Source organism: Paraburkholderia aromaticivorans, assembly GCF_012689525.1.
In the GTDB taxonomy this organism is placed as follows: Bacteria; Pseudomonadota; Gammaproteobacteria; order Burkholderiales; family Burkholderiaceae; genus Paraburkholderia; species Paraburkholderia aromaticivorans_A.
In genome coordinates this window covers 1,564,073-1,582,544 of the sequence record NZ_CP051514.1, presented here as the reverse complement: position 1 = coordinate 1,582,544, position 18,472 = coordinate 1,564,073, and the positions used below count along the sequence as shown (strand labels likewise).

The 18,472-nt window shown below is 59.6% G+C and carries 16 protein-coding genes and 7 pseudogenes; 10 read left to right on the top strand and 13 right to left on the bottom strand.

All coding sequences use genetic code 11. The annotated features are described in order from the left end of the window. Positions 1-201 precede the first annotated feature (201 nt). Positions 202-932 (top strand): annotated as a pseudogene (locus HF916_RS07460) (IS6 family transposase). A gap of 57 nt (positions 933-989) precedes the next feature. On the opposite strand, the pseudogene HF916_RS07455 reads toward HF916_RS07460, so the two are convergent. Further along, a pseudogene (locus HF916_RS07455) lies at positions 990-1,127 on the bottom strand (IS6 family transposase); the annotation flags it as partial. A gap of 285 nt (positions 1,128-1,412) precedes the next feature. Here HF916_RS07455 and HF916_RS07450 point away from each other — a divergent pair. Further along, entirely contained in the window at positions 1,413-2,426 is a 1,014-nt protein-coding gene (locus tag HF916_RS07450) for an IS110 family transposase (protein WP_206001709.1), read from the top strand. Between the two features lie 477 nt (positions 2,427-2,903). Here the strand turns inward: HF916_RS07450 and HF916_RS07445 are convergent, their stop codons facing one another. Both HF916_RS07445 and HF916_RS07440 read right to left on the bottom strand, forming a co-directional pair. Next, positions 2,904-3,923 carry an IS110 family transposase gene (locus tag HF916_RS07445; RefSeq protein ID WP_168788343.1) on the bottom strand — a complete coding sequence of 340 codons (1,020 nt, stop codon included), beginning with the start codon at positions 3,921-3,923 and terminating at the stop codon, positions 2,904-2,906. Between the two features lie 124 nt (positions 3,924-4,047). After that, positions 4,048-4,188, bottom strand: a pseudogene (locus HF916_RS07440) (IS6 family transposase); the annotation flags it as partial. A 67-nt stretch (positions 4,189-4,255) separates the two neighbouring features. Here HF916_RS07440 and HF916_RS51695 point away from each other — a divergent pair. Continuing rightward, a pseudogene (locus HF916_RS51695) lies at positions 4,256-4,324 on the top strand (HU family DNA-binding protein); the annotation flags it as partial. A 33-nt stretch (positions 4,325-4,357) separates the two neighbouring features. On the opposite strand, the gene HF916_RS07430 reads toward HF916_RS51695, so the two are convergent. After that, on the bottom strand, positions 4,358-4,741 hold the full coding sequence (locus HF916_RS07430; protein ID WP_168788342.1) for a hypothetical protein: 384 nt from the start codon (positions 4,739-4,741) through the stop codon (positions 4,358-4,360). 199 nt (positions 4,742-4,940) lie between these two features. Here HF916_RS07430 and HF916_RS07425 point away from each other — a divergent pair, with 199 nt between their 5' ends. After that, a complete protein-coding gene (locus HF916_RS07425; protein ID WP_168788341.1) occupies positions 4,941-5,525 on the top strand; it encodes a BPSL1445 family SYLF domain-containing lipoprotein in 585 nt (194 codons plus the stop codon). A gap of 865 nt (positions 5,526-6,390) precedes the next feature. Here HF916_RS07425 and HF916_RS07415 read toward each other — a convergent pair. Both HF916_RS07415 and HF916_RS07410 read right to left on the bottom strand, forming a co-directional pair. Beyond that, the gene (locus HF916_RS07415; RefSeq protein ID WP_168788339.1) at positions 6,391-6,528 is read right to left on the bottom strand and encodes a hypothetical protein; all 138 of its coding nucleotides are present in this window, start codon (positions 6,526-6,528) and stop codon (positions 6,391-6,393) included. Positions 6,529-6,864: 336 nt separating this feature from the next. Next, entirely contained in the window at positions 6,865-7,053 is a 189-nt protein-coding gene (locus tag HF916_RS07410) for a hypothetical protein (RefSeq protein WP_168788338.1), read from the bottom strand. 105 nt (positions 7,054-7,158) lie between these two features. Between HF916_RS07410 and HF916_RS07405 the strand changes: the two genes are divergently transcribed. The 5 genes from HF916_RS07405 (at position 7,159) to HF916_RS07385 (ending at position 12,453) form a co-directional block, all read left to right on the top strand. Continuing rightward, entirely contained in the window at positions 7,159-8,262 is a 1,104-nt protein-coding gene (locus HF916_RS07405; protein WP_168788337.1) for an AI-2E family transporter, read from the top strand. 30 nt (positions 8,263-8,292) lie between these two features. Continuing rightward, on the top strand, positions 8,293-9,831 hold the full coding sequence (locus HF916_RS07400) for an efflux transporter outer membrane subunit (protein ID WP_206001812.1): 1,539 nt from the start codon (positions 8,293-8,295) through the stop codon (positions 9,829-9,831). Further along, positions 9,828-10,955 (top strand): HlyD family secretion protein, encoded by a 1,128-nt coding sequence (locus HF916_RS07395; RefSeq protein ID WP_168788335.1) that lies wholly within the window; start codon positions 9,828-9,830, stop codon positions 10,953-10,955. The genes HF916_RS07400 and HF916_RS07395 overlap by 4 nt, the downstream gene beginning before the upstream one ends. 8 nt (positions 10,956-10,963) lie before the next feature. Continuing rightward, on the top strand, positions 10,964-11,977 hold the full coding sequence (locus tag HF916_RS07390) for a DUF2955 domain-containing protein (RefSeq protein WP_168788334.1): 1,014 nt from the start codon (positions 10,964-10,966) through the stop codon (positions 11,975-11,977). 95 nt (positions 11,978-12,072) lie between these two features. After that, positions 12,073-12,453, top strand: coding sequence for a potassium channel family protein (locus HF916_RS07385; protein ID WP_168788333.1), 381 nt, complete (start codon positions 12,073-12,075; stop codon positions 12,451-12,453). Positions 12,454-12,654: 201 nt separating this feature from the next. On the opposite strand, the pseudogene HF916_RS51980 reads toward HF916_RS07385, so the two are convergent. From HF916_RS51980 to HF916_RS50665, 4 genes and pseudogenes are all read right to left on the bottom strand, one after another. Continuing rightward, positions 12,655-12,950, bottom strand: a pseudogene (locus HF916_RS51980) (DDE-type integrase/transposase/recombinase); the annotation flags it as partial. Positions 12,951-13,235: 285 nt separating this feature from the next. Then, positions 13,236-13,445, bottom strand: a complete 210-nt coding sequence (locus HF916_RS07375) for a hypothetical protein (RefSeq protein ID WP_168788332.1) — start codon at positions 13,443-13,445, stop codon at positions 13,236-13,238. Positions 13,446-13,479: 34 nt separating this feature from the next. Continuing rightward, positions 13,480-13,644 (bottom strand): hypothetical protein, encoded by a 165-nt coding sequence (locus HF916_RS07370; protein WP_168788331.1) that lies wholly within the window; start codon positions 13,642-13,644, stop codon positions 13,480-13,482. A 330-nt stretch (positions 13,645-13,974) separates the two neighbouring features. Further along, positions 13,975-14,226 (bottom strand): annotated as a pseudogene (locus HF916_RS50665) (cytochrome c biogenesis protein DipZ); the annotation flags it as partial. On the opposite strand from HF916_RS50665, the pseudogene HF916_RS50660 reads away from it, so the two are divergent. After that, positions 14,212-14,451, top strand: a pseudogene (locus HF916_RS50660) (sugar ABC transporter ATP-binding protein); the annotation flags it as partial. The pseudogenes HF916_RS50665 and HF916_RS50660 overlap by 15 nt on opposite strands. A gap of 187 nt (positions 14,452-14,638) precedes the next feature. Here the strand turns inward: HF916_RS50660 and HF916_RS07360 are convergent. From HF916_RS07360 to HF916_RS07350, 3 genes are all read right to left on the bottom strand, one after another. Then, the gene (locus tag HF916_RS07360; RefSeq protein ID WP_168788330.1) at positions 14,639-15,199 is read right to left on the bottom strand and encodes an RBBP9/YdeN family alpha/beta hydrolase; all 561 of its coding nucleotides are present in this window, start codon (positions 15,197-15,199) and stop codon (positions 14,639-14,641) included. Positions 15,200-15,414: 215 nt separating this feature from the next. Further along, on the bottom strand, positions 15,415-16,395 hold the full coding sequence (locus HF916_RS07355; protein ID WP_168788329.1) for a quinone oxidoreductase family protein: 981 nt from the start codon (positions 16,393-16,395) through the stop codon (positions 15,415-15,417). Positions 16,396-16,486: 91 nt separating this feature from the next. Then, the gene (locus tag HF916_RS07350; RefSeq protein WP_168788328.1) at positions 16,487-17,545 is read right to left on the bottom strand and encodes a 3-keto-5-aminohexanoate cleavage protein; all 1,059 of its coding nucleotides are present in this window, start codon (positions 17,543-17,545) and stop codon (positions 16,487-16,489) included. Between the last annotated feature and the right edge of the window lie 927 nt (positions 17,546-18,472).

Sequence of the window (18,472 nt, the reverse complement as noted above, 5' to 3'; positions counted from 1 at the left end):
GGCAAAACAAAAGGGCTCGCATTTCTGCGAACCCTTTTTGGTGGCCTGCGCTTATTAAGCGCTTGTGCCGACATCGAGCCCATCGGCCAAACATTTACCAGAGAGGCAGAGATCGGCATGCGCATCCCTTGAGCACGACCGTCAAAGGGGCGGTCACAAGGGCTTTGTCAGGTTGAGGGGAGGCGGCGGTAGAATGAAGTGATGAAGAAGACGAAATCGCTTTACCACGGTTACCGTTTCCCCGCCATCGTCATCAGCTGCGCGGTTCGCTGGTATTTCCGGTTCAACCTGAGCCTGCGCGATATCGAGGAGTTGTGCTCGAACGCGGTGTCGTGGTCAGCTACGAAACGATCCGTTGCTGGTGCGAGAAGTTTGGCGCTGGATTCGCCCAGCGCGCCAAAGCCGGACGGCGCAAGCCGGGTAGCACATGGCATCTGGACGAAATGTTCGTGACGCTGCGCGGCGAGCCGTATCTGCTGTGGCGAGCGGTCGACTAGCATGGTGCTGAACTCGACGTGCTGGTGCAAAAGCGGCGCGACAAGGCTGCGGCAAAGCGCTTTTTCCGGAGGGTGCTACGTTCAAACCCGGTGCCGCGCAAGATCGTCACCGACCAGCTACGCAGCTATCCAGCGGCAAAGGCAGAGATTCCCGAGCTTGTTCATGTGAAGCACGTTTTCGTCAAGGCGGCTGCACGGGTGAACAACCGCGCAGAGAACAGCCACCAACCGACCCGCAGGCGCGAACGGCAGATGTGTGGCTTTCGCGATGCGCGTCGCACGCAGGCGTTTCTCTCATGCTTCGGACCGATCCGGCAGCACTTCGCGTTGCCCAGACATCTGATGAACGCAGCATGTCATCGCGGAATGCTGCAGGAACGCTTCGCCAAATGGTATGACTGGACAGTCACCACCGCGGTATCTAACACTATCTGATAAGGATAACTATATTTTAAGGGCGTTTGTCGGTGGCACCCGTCAACTTGACAATGCCGTTTCATCCATTCTCCAACTCTTGCCGAGTGGGCGTTTGTGTCTGCGAAAGGCCTTCTCGAACAACGGCACCAGTTTGATCACCCAGCGATGCACGCTGGAATGATCAACCTCGAAACCCCGTTCGGCCATCATCTCTATATGAACGCGTCCCTTTGCGCTAGTTCTCGCTTGTTGTGACAGACAGGATCGGCTGCTGCTCTATATCCGGGCTTATTGCAGCCCAACAGGCTGCGGCCCCCTTGAAATCCGCTGGCCCGCGCCTCATTCTTCCAACGAGCTCGAAGCTCTGGAGATGATTCAGGCTTGGCGGGCCCCGGTCCTACCTGGCTTGAAAATCATCTAGCGGGCCTCCCACCGTCGTCATGGAGGCGGCGGGGTTAAAGTGAGTTTGCCAACTGCTTTAACCGAAGGGAGGCTGTGATGAAATATAGCGGAATTGACCTGCATTCGAATAACAGCGTCGTGACTGTGACCGATGAGGCGGACCGGGTGGTCGCGGAAAAGCGCATGCCTAACGACTTGCCAAAAATCCTTGCGTTTCTTTCACCATGGCGAGCGGAGCTGGCCGGCGTCGTGGTCGAATCCACCTTCAACTGGTACTGGCTTGTCGACGGGTTGCAGGAAGCGGGCTTCAAAGTGCATCTCGCCAATACGACGGCTATCAAGAAATACGATGGACTCAAACACAGCGGCGATGAGACCGATGCGCGTTACCTGGCTCACCTGCTGCGGCTGGGGATACTTCCGACAGGGACCATCCTGCCGCCACAACAGCGTGCCGTTCGTGATCTTGCAAGGAAACGGATGCAACTCGTACGAAGTCGCACCAGCCACATCCTCGCGGTCGAGAACATTACGGCACGCCAGTTCGGCAAGCGAATCACGAGCAACCAGGTCAAGCGACTGGACGGAGAAACCATCAAACAAATGCACCTGCCAGACGACATCGCACTCGCGGTTCAGGCCAACGTCGCGGTCATAACAACGCTTTGCACGCAGATCGACCTCCTGGAAAAACGTCTTCACGAAAAAGTCGCACCGAACCCTGACTACACGTTGCTGACGACGGTGCCGGGCATAGGTCAGACTCTTGCAACCGTCATTCTGCTGGAGGTGGGCACTATTGAGCGGTTCGCCAGCGCCGGCACCTTTGCTTCCTATGCGCGCTGCGTCGACAGCCAGCACATGAGCAACGGCAAGAAGAAAGGCGAAGGCAATACAAAGAATGGCAACCCGTATCTGTCCTGGGCGTTCATCGAAGCGGCCAACTTCGCGCTGCGCTATTGCGCTGAGGCCAAACGATTCTACGAGCGAAAGAAGGTCAAGACCAATACCATCCTGGCGCGCAAAGCTTTGGCGCACAAGCTCGCCCGCGCATGCTTCCACATGCTGAAGGAGCACAAGCCATTCGATATAACGCGCTGCTTTACGTAGAGCTAACGACGGCGGCCGCAAGCCTCATGTGATGACTGGTATTCAACCACTTTGGTTTGAATAGGATGCTGTGCCGCCGTCCCCGATATGCAGTAAAAGCGGATCGCCCGCAATGCGAGCCAGCTGTGGATTGGCGCCGACAACCCGGCAGCCCTTGCACTTGTGCGAACCCCATGGACGCATTGCGGTACCAAAGTTCTTCTGGGGTGGCGCAGCCACCAGGGCGACAGGCAACCGCAGTACGCCGATCGCTTGATCCTGATGGGTGTCTGGCGCGATCCGTCGCAAGCCAGGAATTGAAGAAACGGGCGCGCTCAGCTACTGCAATCAGGCATCGAACCCGGCTGCTGACAGCCGTGGGTTTTGCTTGCTCGCTTGACACGAACCCGCTAATGGGTGTCATCACACTCGATTGCTGCGCAACCTTTCGACGTTCACCCTGTGTCAAACGTTGATCTTCTACATCGCGTGAGTCATTCAGGCCGGTTTTACGCTCACATAGTCCTTCCGGTATGGCCGGTCATGGGCCAGTACGGCCCAGATCGTCCGCGCCATCTTGTTGGCCAGTGCGACTATCACGACATTCTTTGGCCGCCGCTTCTTCATCTGCTCGAGCCACTCACCTGGCTCCTTTGCGTGCTCAAGGACGCTACGTGCACCGTGGATCAGCAGTGTGCGCAGATACGTGTCCCCCCTCTTGCTGATCCCGTGCAGATTCACTTTGCCGCCCGAACCCGTCTGCCTCGGTACGATCCCAACCCACGCGGCAAACTCCCGCCCCGAACTGAACGCTTTCGGGTCGCCCATCATCGCGACCGCCGCTGTTGCCGTCAGCAGTCCGACGCCGGGGATCTCGCCGATTGCCTTTACCGATTTGTCTTCCTTCTTCCACTCGCTCATGCGGCGCTCAATCTGTGCTATCTGGTCGTCCAGCTTCGCCAGTCCGTTCCACTGCTCGCGAAACGTGTCAATGATCACAGCAGGCAGATGCTCGGCGATCCGTTCGAGCACCACCGGTATCTCATTGTCCAGCTTGCTCCGGCCCTTGCTCATCACTTCGCCGTATTCCGTCAGCAGTCCTCGCAGGTTATTGATCTGCATCGTTCGGAACTTGATCAGTTGCTGCCTCATCCGGTGCAGCCCAAGCATCGCCTGCTGCATCTCGGTTTTTACCGCGACCGGCTTGCCTGGCTGCTGCACCGCCAGCCAGATCGCCCGGGCGTCCGCCGCATCGTTCTTGTTACGGATGTTGAACGCCTTCACGAACTCCCCAGGCATCAGCTTCACCTCGTGGCCCATCTTCGTCAGTTGCCTGGCCCAGTGGTGCGCACCACCGCAAGCTTCCATCCCGATCAGGCACGGCGCACGGTTCGCGAAGTGCTCAAGGAACTTTGCCCGCTTGACCGGCTTGTTCACAATCTCGCCGGTTTCCTGATCGATGTAATGCACCTGGAACACGTTTTTCGCGATGTCTATACCGACTGCTGTACGATTCACCACTGGATCCTCCGGTTGCCTTGGAAAAATCTCTATTTTCCACGTGGGCACATCGATGCCGTTGGCCCGTGAGGATCCACCTTGCTTTGCTCACTCGGCCACGGGGTGGGACGCGTTCATTTCATTCCTCCAGATGGCGTAGGCTCAGCGGGTAGGCGACATACCACCGCACACACAGCAGGATCACGTCCAGCGGATAGTGCAGGCGTTTGAGTACCTTCGCTACGCCGGCAGGTAGGGCTTTTCTCGCAGTCGCCTTCTTCATATCACGCTTCACTTCAGGAAAATGTCCGCCTGGATTTTACTCCTGCACCCTTAGCGCGACACAACCCGCCGAGATCCAGATCCCTGCGGCGAAGACTGTCAAGGTCACGGCGGGCAAGGCATTCAAGGAAGCGGTGACTCGCCATCGTCAACGCCTTTTCGTTGCCCGCCTAGTTGGCCCGCTTGGACGCAGTACAGTCGACGCCAGCGGAACCGGTATTCTTCAGCGTAAGCATAAGCCTGCTTCCTTTGGTTGCCGTGATGATCTGTCCGTAGCTGACGGTCGGTATAAACTGAATGTCTGGCGCAACTGCCACCGGAGGATTCTTTGTTCCGTCCACGGTCAGATCAAGCTCCACTGTGATCGAGTCAATAGCGACGCCAAAGTCCTGCTTCCGTGCCGCCATATTCTTCCTGGCACTGCAAAGGCCCTCCAAAACCTGCTCCAGGGCGGTCGGAATATCAACTGACCTACCGGGTGGAATCGGCGGCGTGTTACAGCCGACGAGCAGAAATGGCAAGATACACAGGGGAAGATAGAGGTGGGCGCGCATCAAGATCCTCTCGTTGGCCGCATAAATTGCCACTATTCACCTGCCTCGCGCCCGGTACTGTTCGCTGCCGTACAGACGCCATAGGAGGCTGAACGCGAACTGCGGTTTCTCCCGAGGGCGATTCACCTGCTGTTAAACAGCTACTATGGATGAACAGCCTCATTAGCTAACCCATGCAACAACGACGACGGAGGTAGCGATGAACAGAAGAGGATTTGTACAGAGTGGCACAGTGCTGGTTGGCGCGGGTCTTGCGCTCATAGTCTCCCTGGGGGCGGTAAGCGATGCCACAGCCAACGAGCCCAACGATTCGAAGCGGCGGGAGATCGATGCAAAAGTCCATGGAACCTTGTCGAAGCTGTACGCGAACGTCAAGGGTTCCAGGGAACTGGTCGACAAGGCGAACGGTGTGCTGGTGTTCCCATCGGTGATCAAGGCTGGCTTCGTCGCCGGTGGCGAGTACGGCGAAGGCGCATTGCGCGTTGGCGGGAAGTCCGTTGGCTACTACAGCACCGCATCGGGGTCATTTGGCCTGCAGGCGGGTGCTCAATCGAAGGCCGTCATCTTCCTGTTCATGACACATGATGCGCTCAACAGCTTTCGCCATTCCAAAGGCTGGTCGGTCGGTGGAGAAGGGTCGGTCGCGCTGTTGAAGGTCGGTGCGAACGGGGCGCTCGATACGACAACGGCAACCGCACCAGTCAATGCGATCGTGCTGACCAATGCCGGTCTGATGGGAGATTTGTCGCTTTCAGGAACCAAGGTCTCGCGACTAAAAATTTGAGTGCAGCGATGGCCGCGTTCGTTTTTCGAGGCTTCGGTCAGCTTCGTGAGCCGAATGCGGCTTGCCGGTGCGCAGGCTACGCTTGTTCAACACGGCTCCTCCTTATCAAAAGGATAGGTGTCCATTTTTTCGGGTCAACTCCACATAGACCAGACCCCGGATCGCCGCGTAGAGTCCCCCGAGCCAAATGAAGTCGCCGACCGCCGCACAGCCGATTTGAAATTCAGATCGTTTCATTAATGTCCCCCGGCATTCGCGCAGTTGACTTTCAGTTTAGGATGACAGACGCCACCGCGGAAGCGAAGGAGTCATCGGATGCCTGGTTTGATTCGGGCATGAGCTGGATTCGTTGCTCTCAGTCGCCAGCCGGGCATGGCCGGGGCCGGTCGCTCCTTGCATGGACCAGCTACCGGAGCTGCGCTTCCTACGACGCGACCTGGCCCTATTCTTCCTGGTCTGGACAACCCGGGGAGGGTTCGTGAGACCAAGGTCGTATTGTCTGTTGTCGGGAGAGGACCCATTGTAGCGATGGCGAGACCGATTCGAGAGGTCTGGAAAATCTCTGGATGAAACTCGGCGGCCACGATTCATTTACAACACACCCGGTCGCACATCTGTGTCAATAGGCGACTCGCAGACGAGGGCTACGATCGCACGGATAGCTTGCAACGCTATGACGCTATCCCGAGATCGCTATATTCTGGCACTCGCAATCGGCTAAGGGTTGGCGCAGAGGGCTTCGGTCGGGCGCTGTAACGGCAACGTTGTTGGCTGCGCAACTTCGAGCGCGCTCTCTGTCTCTTGTGCTCGATTGCCGTACGCGCTGCCAGTTGCGCGTGCGGCCTTTCCATCGGAGCGGATTGCGCTACGTTGCTGCCTCGTAGAGCGCCGCGCGTCGATCCAGAATGCCCTGATCGAGGTTGGCATGACGCTGCGCCGGCGTCACGACCCGGATCGCGCTGTGACGATGTTCATGGTTGTACCAGCGCACCAGTGCGCCCACCCTGGTGCGCGCCGCGAACAGGGTATCGAACGCCTTGAGCGGGTAAGCAGGCCGGTTGCTTGAGGGTCTTGAGCAGGCCCGACAACGCCGCGCCGGACGTGAGGTCCGTCAGGACACTCGTCAGGGTGCGCGGCACACCAAGCAGGAATGTCGCGCCGCTGACCAGAAAAGCAACTCGCAATGTCGGCAGGACAAGCGGCAGACAAGCAGCAGGGGCGACACACGGCTCGCGACATCAAATACTGAGTTGCAAATGCTGGTGGCCTTTGATCGTATATGAGACCAAAGTCCAATTGTTTAGCGTGGGACCAGGTCCAATAGTGAAGCGATACGGGCTCAAAGGGCGCGCTTTTCGTCTGAAAGATCTCGCAGGGCAACATGGGGGATGTGATAGTTGAGGGCCCCGAGCAGATGAAAAACGTTCGCAAGGGCGATTGGATCGAGGTCGTGCACACGGAAGCGGTTGTGATATCCGTCACATTCGGCACGAACAAGTAAGCCGGTCGACGAGTCGAATGCTTTCATAATCGACGGGCCTGGCAGCGTGGTTCTGTTTCTGCAAGCATGGCCATGGACATGACATGGTTTGTTGCTGACAGATCCGCGAGGCGACCTGCCGGGAGAATAGTTATGCCGCTCACACCGATTACCCAACGGGTGCTGTCCAGACAACTACTCGATGTACTGATCCGCGCTGGGCTCATTGCTGTTCTGGCCATTTTCTGTTTCAGGATCTTCGTCCCGTTCCTGAACCTGATGGTGTGGGCGCTGATCCTCGCGATCACGCTGTATCCTCTCCAGGTCAGACTGCGGGGGCCGCTCGGCGATAGGGATGGCCTGATCGCCTCACTGATTATCCTCCTCGCGTTTGCCGTCATTCTCGTGCCGACGTATCTGCTGGGGGTCGCAGTGGCCAATTCGCTTGAGCGCGCAATGGCCATATTCAGAAGTGGCAGTTTCCAGATTCCGCCACCCGCCGAATCCGTCGCTGCCTGGCCGCTGGTCGGCCAGCGGGTTCACGACTTCTGGGCGCAGGCCTCGACCGATCTCACCGGTCTCGTGCACAGGTTCGCACCTCAGCTCAAGGAAGCCGGCCTGGCGTTGCTCGGCACGGTCACCGGTCTGGGTGCAGGGCTGCTCATCTTCTTCGTCGCGCTGATCGTCGCGGGCATTCTCATGGCGCATGGAGAGAAGGGTTACGCGAGTGCAAAGCAGATTGCCTCGCGCATCTCCGGCCCGGAGAGCGGCCCGCAGATCGCCGATCTGTGCACGTCGACGATTCGCGCGGTTGCCCAGGGCGTGGTCGGTATTGCGTTCATCCAGATGTTGCTGATTGGCATCGCGTTCATCGTCATGGGCATTCCCGGCGCGGGTCTGCTGGCGCTCGCCGTGTTGCTGATCGGCATCATGCAGTTGCCGGCGACGCTCATCACCGTTCCCGTGATCATCTTCGTGCTTGTCACCGAGGGCGTGAGCGCGGCGACGGTCATCTTCTCGGTGTATGTGTTCGTCGCGGGTCTCGCCGATAACGTGCTGAAGCCATTGCTGCTAGGCCGGGGCGTCGCGGTGCCGATGCCTGTGGTGCTGATCGGCGCGCTCGGGGGCATGGTGACGGGCGGCGTCATTGGCCTGTTCATCGGCCCCGTGGTGCTCGCGGTCGGGTATCAGCTCTTCTGGCGATGGGTGAGAGACCAGCCGCAACCCGAGCCGGCCCAGGAACAGAGGCGGCGTTGAAGCTGCAGGGATGGTGCCGTGTCGCCTTTCATGCGCCCGTACGGTATGGCGGTACTGCTTGGAGCAGGTTGCCTGAGCGGATGCATGAGTGTCGGACCGGACTTTCAGCCACAGCATGAGGCCTGGAGCAAGCACTGGAGCAGCGCATCGCTCGGGCAGGTCACGCAGCAGGCAACGCAGCCTGACGTCCGCCAATGGTGGCAGATTTTCGGGGACCAGAACCTCGAACGCCTGATTGCCGAAGCAGATGCCGACAACGGCGATCTGAAGATCGCCGGCCTGCGCGTCCTCGAGGCCCGCGCGCAGGTCGGCGTCGCGCTTGCGGGGCGCTATCCCCAGGTGCAGCAGGCGAATGCGGACGTACTGTACTCGGCGCGCAAGCGCTCGGATGGATTCAACCCGCGCTCGGGCGGGTATTGGCAGTACGGCGCGGGTTTCAGTATCGGTTGGGAATTGGATTTCTGGGGGCGTTTCAGCCGTGCAGTCGAGTCCGCAGACGCTGCGTTCTTCGCCGCGCAAGCCAACCACGATGCCGCGCTGGTCCTGTTGCACGCGCAGGTCGCAGATACGTATTTCACGCTGCGCACCGCCGAGGCACGGCTGCGCATTGCGCGTGAGAACGCCCAATTGCAAAAGCGCAGCTACCAGATCGCGCAAAAGCTCTTCAAGAGTGGCGAGACCGATGAACTGGATCTCCAGCAGGCAAAGACACAGTATCTGGGTACCCTGAGCAGCATCCCCGATCTCGAAAGCCAGATCGTGCTATCGCGTCACGCACTGTCCGTGCTGATGGGACGACCGCCTGGCCCGCTGCCGGAACTCGACCTACAGTCCGGCAAAGAAGGCGTGATTCCGCTGGTGGGCCATGCCGTGTTGCAGGACGTGCCAGCCGATCTGCTATTGCGTCGCCCCGACGTTCGCGCCGCAGAGTATCAGATGGCCGCGCAGTCGGCACTTATCGGTGTGGCGAAGGCTGATCTCTATCCGTCCGTGTCGTTGCTGGGCTCGCTTGTGTGGAGCGCGAGTTCGCTCACCGGCTCACCGAACACGCTAGCCCTGGTCGCGGGCCCAAGCATCACCTGGAACGTGTTCGATCACGGCAGGATCACAAACAACGTGCGCGTGCAGGACGCCCGGCTGCAACAGTTGACCGTCGCTTACCAGAACACCGTGCGCGAAGCAGCGCGCGAGGCCGATGATGCCGCCACGGCGCTGATCGCCGCGCTGCAGCGGGACACCATCCTGAACGACGCGCAAGGCGCTGCGCGCCGCTCTCTCACGCTCGCCAATACGATCTACCGCGAAGGGTATTCGGACTTCCAGCGCGTACTCGATGCGCAGCGTGCGCTGTTCGCACAGCAGGACGCCTACGTCGTCAACCGCAGCAATGCCGTAGGCAGCCTGATCGCCCTGTACAAGGCGCTCGGGGGAGGCTGGTACTCGGAGCAGCCGCTCGTCGACCCGGCGACCCGCGCGCAGATGCAGCAACGCACCGACTGGGGCGACCTGCTGAAGGAGGCGAGCGCGCCGTCGACCGCCGCCAGCCCGTCCGAAGGTCCGTCCCGATGAGCGATACGCCTGAACCTACCAATGGCACGCCGACGCGGTCGTCGGCACCGGCCGCTGATCCATCGGGCAAGGCGGTGAAGTGGGTTGTCTGCCTGATCGTCGTGAGTTTGATCTGGTATCTGCTCGCCGACCGCTTTACCCCTTATACGCATCAGGCGCGCGTGCAGGCCTACGTCGTCCCGGTCGCCGCGGAAGTCTCGGGACGGGTGACGCGCGTCCTCGTGCACAACAACGAGGAAGTCAACGCGGGTGATGTGCTCTTCGAAGTCGATAACGACCAATACCGTATTGCCGCAGATCGCGCGCGGGCCGATCTCGAGTCCACGCGCCGTCAGGTGGGCGCTAGCACGGCCGGCATCGATTCGGCGCTCGCATCGCTACGGGCGGCGATCGCGAACGAGGTCAAGGCGCGACAAGACAGCGAGCGCCTCGAACGGCTATACCGCGAAGACGAGGGCACGGTCTCACTGCGACGCCTCGAGGTGGCGCGAGCGACGCACGAGCAGGCCCAGAGCCAGGTTGCCGCAGCGCGTGCCGAAGTGGAGCGCGCACGCGAGCAGCAGGGCGGCAGCGAGGCGGAGAACGCGCAGTTGCGCAGCGCGGCCGCCACCGTGGAAAAGGCAGAACTCGACCTGGCCAACACGCGGATAAAGGCCCGCTCAGGCGGCGTCATCACCGACCTGCGTGCCGAAGTCGGGCAGTTCACCGCAGCGGGCAACCCGGTCATGACACTGATCGCGATTCGCGACGTTTGGATCAGTGCTGACATGACCGAGAACAACCTCGGCCATCTCCAGCCGGGCACCCCTGTGGCCATCGCGCTGGACGCGCTGCCGGGTGAAGTCTTCGAGGGGCGGGTTCGCAGTATCGGCTACGGTGTGAGCGTGGGCCAAAGCACGCCGCCTGGCACGCTGCCCACGGTGCAAAATAGCCGCGACTGGTTGCGTCCCGCTCAACGCTTTCCGGTGATCGTTGAGTTCGAACCGGATGAGCGCGCGCGTCTACACAATATTCGTGTTGGCGGGCAGGCCGAGGTAATGGCGTTTCCGGGTCAGGGCAATCCGCTCAATCCGCTGGGCCGCGTGTTTTTGCGCGTGCTGAGCTGGGTCTCCTACCTTTACTGACTGCGTCAATGGAAAACAGGCTCCAGCCTCCCGGTAGGCGTATATTGCGCGTTGCCACAGGGACGGCACTCTGTCTCGCGATCAGTTTCGCGCTGGACCTATCGATCCCCGTCGTCGCGCCGGTGTTCGCCGCCTTTCTTCTCGCGACGCAAAACCGGCCACTGTCATTCAAGGCGGGCGTGGCTTTCGCGCTGGTCGTGGCGTTGACCACAGGCAGCGGCCTGCTACTTGTTCCGCTGCTTCGTCATTACGCGTTCGCTGGCGTGATGATCACTAGCCTCATGCTCTATCTCGCCTTTCGCTACGGACTGCGCGGCGGGAACAATCTGGTCGCGACCTTCCTGGTGGCCGGGCTGACGATGATCTCGGCAGCGGGTACGGCTGACTTCCAGTTGGCCGTGACGGTCGTCGGCGCCTTAGTGAAGGGGCTTCTGCTTGCCGTGTTGGTGTCGGCCCTGACTCACCGACTGTTTCCCGAACCCAAGAGCGCGCGGCCACAGCCTGCCGCGCGGGTGATACCCAACGAACAGGCCTCACGCATCGCGCTACGAGCCGCGCTCGTGGTGATGCCGGCCTACCTGCTTGCGATGGCCGATCCCGCGGGCTACATGCCGATCATCATGAAGTCCGTCAGCCTCGGCAGACAGAGCTGCACAACGACGGCGCGCAGCGCAGCGCGTGATCTCATCGGATCCACGCTGCTAGGCGGCCTGCTCGCGATCGCGTTCTGGTTTGCACTCAGGCTCTTTGTACATCTTTGGATGTTCTTCCTGTGGATGCTGCTGTTCGGCCTGCTGGTGGGACGCAGGCTTCATGGCATCAGTCCGACGCATTACTCGCCGGGTTTCTGGCTGAACAGCCTCGTTACCATGATCATCCTGCTCGGCCAGTCGGTGCAGGACAGCGTAGCAGGCAAGGATGTCTACACCGCATTCGCGGTGCGTATGGGGCTCTTTCTGGCCGTGACAGTCTACGCGTGTTTGATGCTTCTGATTTTCGAGCAACGGGGCGGCGTGCGATGACGCTTCCCGTTGACATGCCCCAGCCGCGCAGACTGGAGTCTTTCCCGATGATGTTTTGCCAAAAGCGATCCAGCTCAATCTGTGAGGTAACGGCAATGCGAAAGGAGACAAACGATACCGTCGTCCGCGTGCGGGCGCGCGAGGTCTTGCGGGAAATGGGCTGGACTCTCTGGTACCTGCGTTCGATCCTGGTCGGCCTTCTGGTGTTGTATGTTCTGCTGACGGTAGGAATGTACTACTTCGGCGGCCCCGTCGAGACGGCGAACCGGACGCCCTCGCCGATGGGGGAAACCGTGTACTTCTGCGCGATCACGGCCCTGACGATCGGGTACGGCGACGTGGTGCCGACCTCGACGTTCGGCCGGATCGATGCGATCTTGCTCGGCCTGATCGGCGTGGTGTTCACGGGGTTGATCGTCGCAGCAGCCGTCAGGGGTGTACAGGAAGCCGCGCGCCGGGCGGGCGCAGAAAATTAGCGGGATCGGAAGAGACACTGGCGTACGAGCAGATGCAGGGAAGCAACCAGACGTCGCAATTGACAGGAGTACGTTGTACAGGACCAACATCAGTCCGTTCGCGCTTTACTCTCCGCTGCCGTTAACGGGATGTCCATACTGCGCAGTGCCTGCTGGAACCGTAGTGACGACACCGGCGATTCTGTTGCAATAATGCGGGCGCTATGATGCGCGGAACAACACGAACGAATGAAAGCTCGATGAAGATGTTGAATCCGGCGGTGGCCCAAGTGTCAGACCGAGTTGGCCTCAGCGAATGCGATGCATCAGTTCGATCCCGGAGATCGTAACGGTGGAGTCCCTGAAGCGTTTAAAGCCGAGCATGACGTCCACCCGCGATTTGACGTTGCGATGATTCCGGTCGATCCGGTTTTCAGGTACTTGGACGATTTCAGCGCTATCTCTTCAGGCAGAAGTCCTTCTACTTTCATCTCGCGCGCCGCACGATGGGACGCTGCTTAGGCGACGACTACGGTGCTCCCTTAAGTGGACACACATTCGCTCGGGACCAGCAGCGGCGTGAGTGGAGGCCGACGCGATTGGAGATGGCGGACGCGGCTCACCGGCAAGCGGGGCTTTCTGAAGGGAGGAATTTGAACGTCAGCGTTCTGAGTGGGAGACCGCCGCGTTGTGGATCGAGACTAACGCGGACAGTCTGCTGCCCGAGATGGGTTAAGCCAACTTCAAAGATCGATACAGTTCAACGCTGCGATCGCGCAAAACCGTCGCCCCTTGTAAATCGTTCAATGAATCGGGTCCCGGGTGTTGAAGAGACTATGCGAGTCCATCCAGTCGTACGATTCGTTGCTGCGCGCCCACGCCCAGTTCCTTGCTGTCTCACGTTTCTTGCCGACCGCCTGTGCGACCTCGTCGGAGGGTGAACCTCCGTCGTACTTGTCGTTCGTGCGCTCAGCGGGGCCGATGTTTCTGGATTTCGATGAGTCGTAGTTCATTGCGGTTCCTGTTTGAGATTGTTGTCAACGCGTATCAATCCTGCTCCACCAGCTCGTCGTGCATCGACGCGGCGAGAAGCTCGGCCAAGCGCTCAAGCGCTGCGACTGAGCCGTGCACTGTGCGGTACTCCTGACGTCCAATCTTCGCGTCAAGAACCACCGTCATGCCCGATTTCCGAGCCAGGTCGAGGATGTCCATCTGATGCTCCACATCGTTGAATCATGCGATTCTGTTAGCACTCTGCTGCGCGTGAGCGGCTTGTCCACAGAGTCGATTCTAAGCACTATGCGCTGGGCATCAACGCAACCACGGTGAATTCACAGTTTTCAAAACGACAACAATAGAGACGGCGACCGGATACTGCCAGGTCCCATCCGCATTCCGAATACGATGAAATACAAATCGTCGGAAGATTGACCGCGAGGTTAATCCGCGATTGCGTCGGCCACGCGGACCCGATTGCAGGCAACGCAGGTTCAATGCTGCGCCAGGTCGGCAGGCGGACGGGTTACGGATAAAAATGGCGATCTAGCCAAACGTGAATGCATAGGCGCTCACGCCTGGATCGAGAAATTCGACGGCGAATGTCCGATCCCGTATCGGCCCCGTCTGACGCACCAACTGATATAGACGCACGCTTTTCACGGTCCCGCTGCCGTCGGCTGCGATGTCGGCGCCATGCGATGCGCCCGGCGGCAGACCGTCGATCGTGACGCTCAACCGGACAGGCTTGCCATCTGGAGCGGGCTCCAGCACCAGATGCAGGTCGCACGCAGCGAAACCGCGGGGCTCGCGCGGCAGCAGATGGCGAATTTGATGGTCGGTCGCGACGTGTCCGATATGTTCGCCGACAAGATCACCGTGCCTGCCGACGCGCCGATCGCATTGAAGGTAGAAGGCCTCGCGGTACCGGACTGGGTGGAAGATCTGAGCTTCGAGATGCGCGCCGGCGAAGTGATGGGTTTTGCAGGCCTCGTCGGCGCGGGCCGTACCGAAGCGTTCGAAGGGCACTGTCAAGTTGCTGGAGATGGGGCGGTAGAATGAAGCGATGAAGCAGACGAAATCGCTTTATCACGGCCAGCGTTTCACGCTCTCTCACTGTCTGCAGAGGTTCAGAGGCACTAATGGTGCACGTCGTCCGCTCTTTCTCACAAGCCATGGAGGAAATGTTTTGACTGGCTACGTTAGCTCCTCAACTGAGTTCGCTCACGAATTCCACAGCACGTGGCCACTCCCCGAACCCCGAGGCAGGGTTGAGATGGCCGACAGCGCCGACGTCAACTAAACGGCTGCCCCAAGCGTTCGCCAGTTGTGTGACCTGTTCGATTCGCGCGAGCGGGTCATTCGTACTGGCCGCCACGATGCTCGGAAACGGTAGCCTGGTTCGCGGCGTAGGCAACCAACCGTGCTGACGCAAGACATCCATCGTCGGATAGCCGTCCGGCAGCGGCGATTCGAAATCCGGCGGCGCCGCGAGCAGCGCGCCCTTGATTTCGCGCTGATGATGTTGCGCCCAGTGCGCAGTGATCATCACCCCGGCACTGTGCGACACGAGCACCACGGGGCCGGTGATGCTGGCGAGTGCCTTGTCGAGCGCCTCGATTCGGGCTGCGCAACTGAGCTTGTCGTGCTCCAGCGGCGGTACCGCGCGCACATTGGGCAGCTTGCTTGCGAGTATCGTCTGCCAGTGATCCTCGACGTGGTCCCGTAGGCCGGGAACGATCAATATGGTTGGTGGCGAAGAAGACGTCATTGGCCAGGGTCCGTGAAAAATATCAATTGGGTATGGGCTGGTCGCGCACTCCGTCGAGGCGGTGATCTTCTACGACACACTGCGCTACGGCATGGAATATGTAGATCCCGGCGCTGCGTACTACGAAGAGTGCTATCGGCAGCGAGTCCCGAACGACTTGACTCGACGTGCCGAATCACTGCGCTACGTTTCGCAGGACAAACAGCCTGGCACACTCAAATCACGAAAATGGAGGAGCCTGTAGTTTTTCGAGCCTCCAGGTCCTGATGTGCCTGCACCGCGTCCTGCAAGGCGTACCGCTGATTAATCTCGATGCGGATGCGGCCTGCCGCCACATGGCCGAATAGCTCATCGACCAGTTCTGCCTTTTCGACCGGATCGGCAATGTAGTCGGCAAGACCCGGGCGGGTCAGGTACAGCGAGCCCTTGCGGGCCAGAATTTGTGGATCGAACGGCGGGATTTTGCCGGAAGCGGTGCCGACGCAGACCATTAGGCCGCGGCGCTTGAGGGAGTCTAGCGAGGACATGAAGGTATCCTTGCCCACGCTGTCGAAGACTACGGACACGCCCACTCCGTTGGTGAGTTCCCGCACGCGCTTGGCCACATCCTCATGACTGTAGTTGATCGTGTGATCACAGCCGTGAGCGCGCGCCACCTCGGCTTTAACGTCAGTCGAAACCGTGCCGATCACCGTCAGCCCGAGCAATTTGGCCCACTGCGAAACGATCAAGCCAACACCGCCTGCTGCGGCATGAAGCAGCACGGCGTCCCCCGCCTTGAAAGGGTAGATTCGGCGCACCAGGTAGGCGGCGGACAAGCCCCGCATGGTCATGGCCGCCGCAACCTCGCAACTGATCGCCTCCGGCAGCTTGATCAGCAGCGCGGCAGAAATCAGCCGCTCAGTGCTGTAGGCGCCCAGCGTGTTGATGAAGCCCGTGTAGGTCACACGGTCGCCGACCGCCAGATGGGTCACGCCGGCACCGATGGCCTCGACCACACCGGCTGCCTCGTTGCCGAGGCCGCTGGGGAGCGGAACCGCGTAGGTACCTCCGCGGAAGTAGGTGTCCGCAAAGTTAAGACCAACTGCCACGTGCCGGACGCGCACCTCTCCCGGTCCCGGCTCTCCAACGTCAACGTCCTCAAAACAAAGAACCTCGGGACCGCCGGTTTCGTAGAATTTAACGACTTTCGCCATGTTGTCTCCTGATATACGTTGACTGCCGCAGTTTGCCTGCGGCTCGCTAGCGCTTACTTCACCCTTGATATGTCAATTCGCCACATAGGCTTCAGGTCGGCTTGCGCAGGAATCCCTGGTTGCCACCGTTACGATTGGGCGCGAAGCCATTGGCCTGAAGCGTCTCGTCCGCCGTGTCGTAGAAGACCCCAATCTTCATGATCTCCCGTGCCTGCTTCGCTGTCGCTATGGGGCGGCCAAATTCGCCTGCGATACGCACCAATTGCTTAATCTGCTCGACGGAGCTCATCTTGCCCGTGCGGGTCTGATTCCAGAGCACATCCTCGATGCCGCACCGCACATGCAAGCCCAAGGCAATGCCGATCATGTTGACCGGCAGCACATTTAGCACCGAACTCTCCACCGTGACCACCGCGCCGTCGGGCGCGGCGCGCAGGAAGTTAGCCAGGTTGTAGATATTCGCTTGATCCATGCCGCCGCTGATAGCTACCCAGTTCATCACCAGTGGCCCCTTGTAGATGCCACGGCGAATCATCCGCTCAATCGTTTCAAAGCTGTTGATGTTGTAGCACTGAAACTCACTTTGGATTCCAGCGGCTGTCAGGCGTCGAATGTGCTCTTCGGCCCAGCTGGGATTCGAGGGCACGATCATGTCCTTGTAGGTCGCATAGAGGTGCGGGAATCCCCGTGAAACTCCCTTGAAGTCGTCTATACCGGCATGCTCTGTCACATTCATCTGCGTAGTGTTGACGGTGACAGTCACCTGGTCGGGCTTCGGATCGAGTTCGGCCAGCATATGCCGCGTGTCATCGCTTAGCCATTGGGCGGCCTGGCCCTCGGATTCAGGCGCGAAGCTGATGGAGCCGCCCACCTGAATGACCATCTCGGGTACGCGAGCGCGCACCCCGGCGATTAGCTCATTGAACATGGACAGGCGCTTGCTGCCCTTGCCATCGGCTTCGCGCACATGCAGATGCAGCACGGTGGCGCCGGCTTCGTAGCAATCCACCGCCTTCTGGATCTGCTCCTCCATTGTGACGGGGATATCTTCCGGGAAGTCTGAGGGAATCCAGCCCGGCGCATAGGGAGCGGCTGTGATGATCAGGGGCTGCTGGTTCTCAGGATACAGGTGGCCGTCAAGGAAGTTCATGATGGATCTCCAAGTGGAAATGTGAATATTGAGAATGTCGAACCGGATGAGAAAGCTTTAGATCCCCATCTTCTTTAAGCGGTTGTTGTCTGAGTGTCTGAGGCGACCAGTGAATCATCTGGCCTGACTCCACTTCCTGCTTTACATTGCATGCCTTGCGCTTGACTTTTCATGACAGTAATCCGCTGACGCAGGCGCGCCGGATCATCGACTACCGCATCCACGATCGCCGACGGCAGGACAAAACGGGATCAAGTGCACAATATGCAGGCCAATTGGGTTCATTGTCGGCGCCTGTCTTTCATCGGGGTCCTGATGAACCCCAGGCTTGCCGCGCGATCGTGGCTGCTGTTTATCGTTTTCCGCCGGAATTGTGTAGTTCAGGCATAGCGATAGAGTCGTCGTTCAATTCGAGGCTCCGGTTGTCATGACCACGATCCCGCGGCGTGATGTCATGGTGGGGCGGCATCACAATGCCGGTCATACACACATAGCAAAGCGCGTCATGAGTCATTGGAGTGAGATTCCCCCTCGGGACAAACTCCGACGCAATCCGCGCCGCAATCCGTCGAGTGGCATGAGTTTTGTTCACCAATATCTTCGCAATCGGAAGCGTCGACAGCATTGAAATCCCTCCGTTCATTGACTTCACATCGGCCGCAGCAGTGCTAGGCCACTGTGATCCGCAGTGTATCTCCGCAAACAAATAATGTCGACAAAAATTAGGAGGCGGAGTCTGTCGCTGGGTGTGGCAGACGGCTGTTGACTCCGTCGGCACGAATCTGGGGTTCCGAGCGCGGTCGCTTGTCGCGAAGCCATATACCGTTCTGCCTGCCAGGTCGACTCGGTATAAGTATTAATGTCGACATCAACAATTTTAGAGGATGATCGGTATTGTCAGTGTTCCGTCGGCAAACAGGGCCGTTG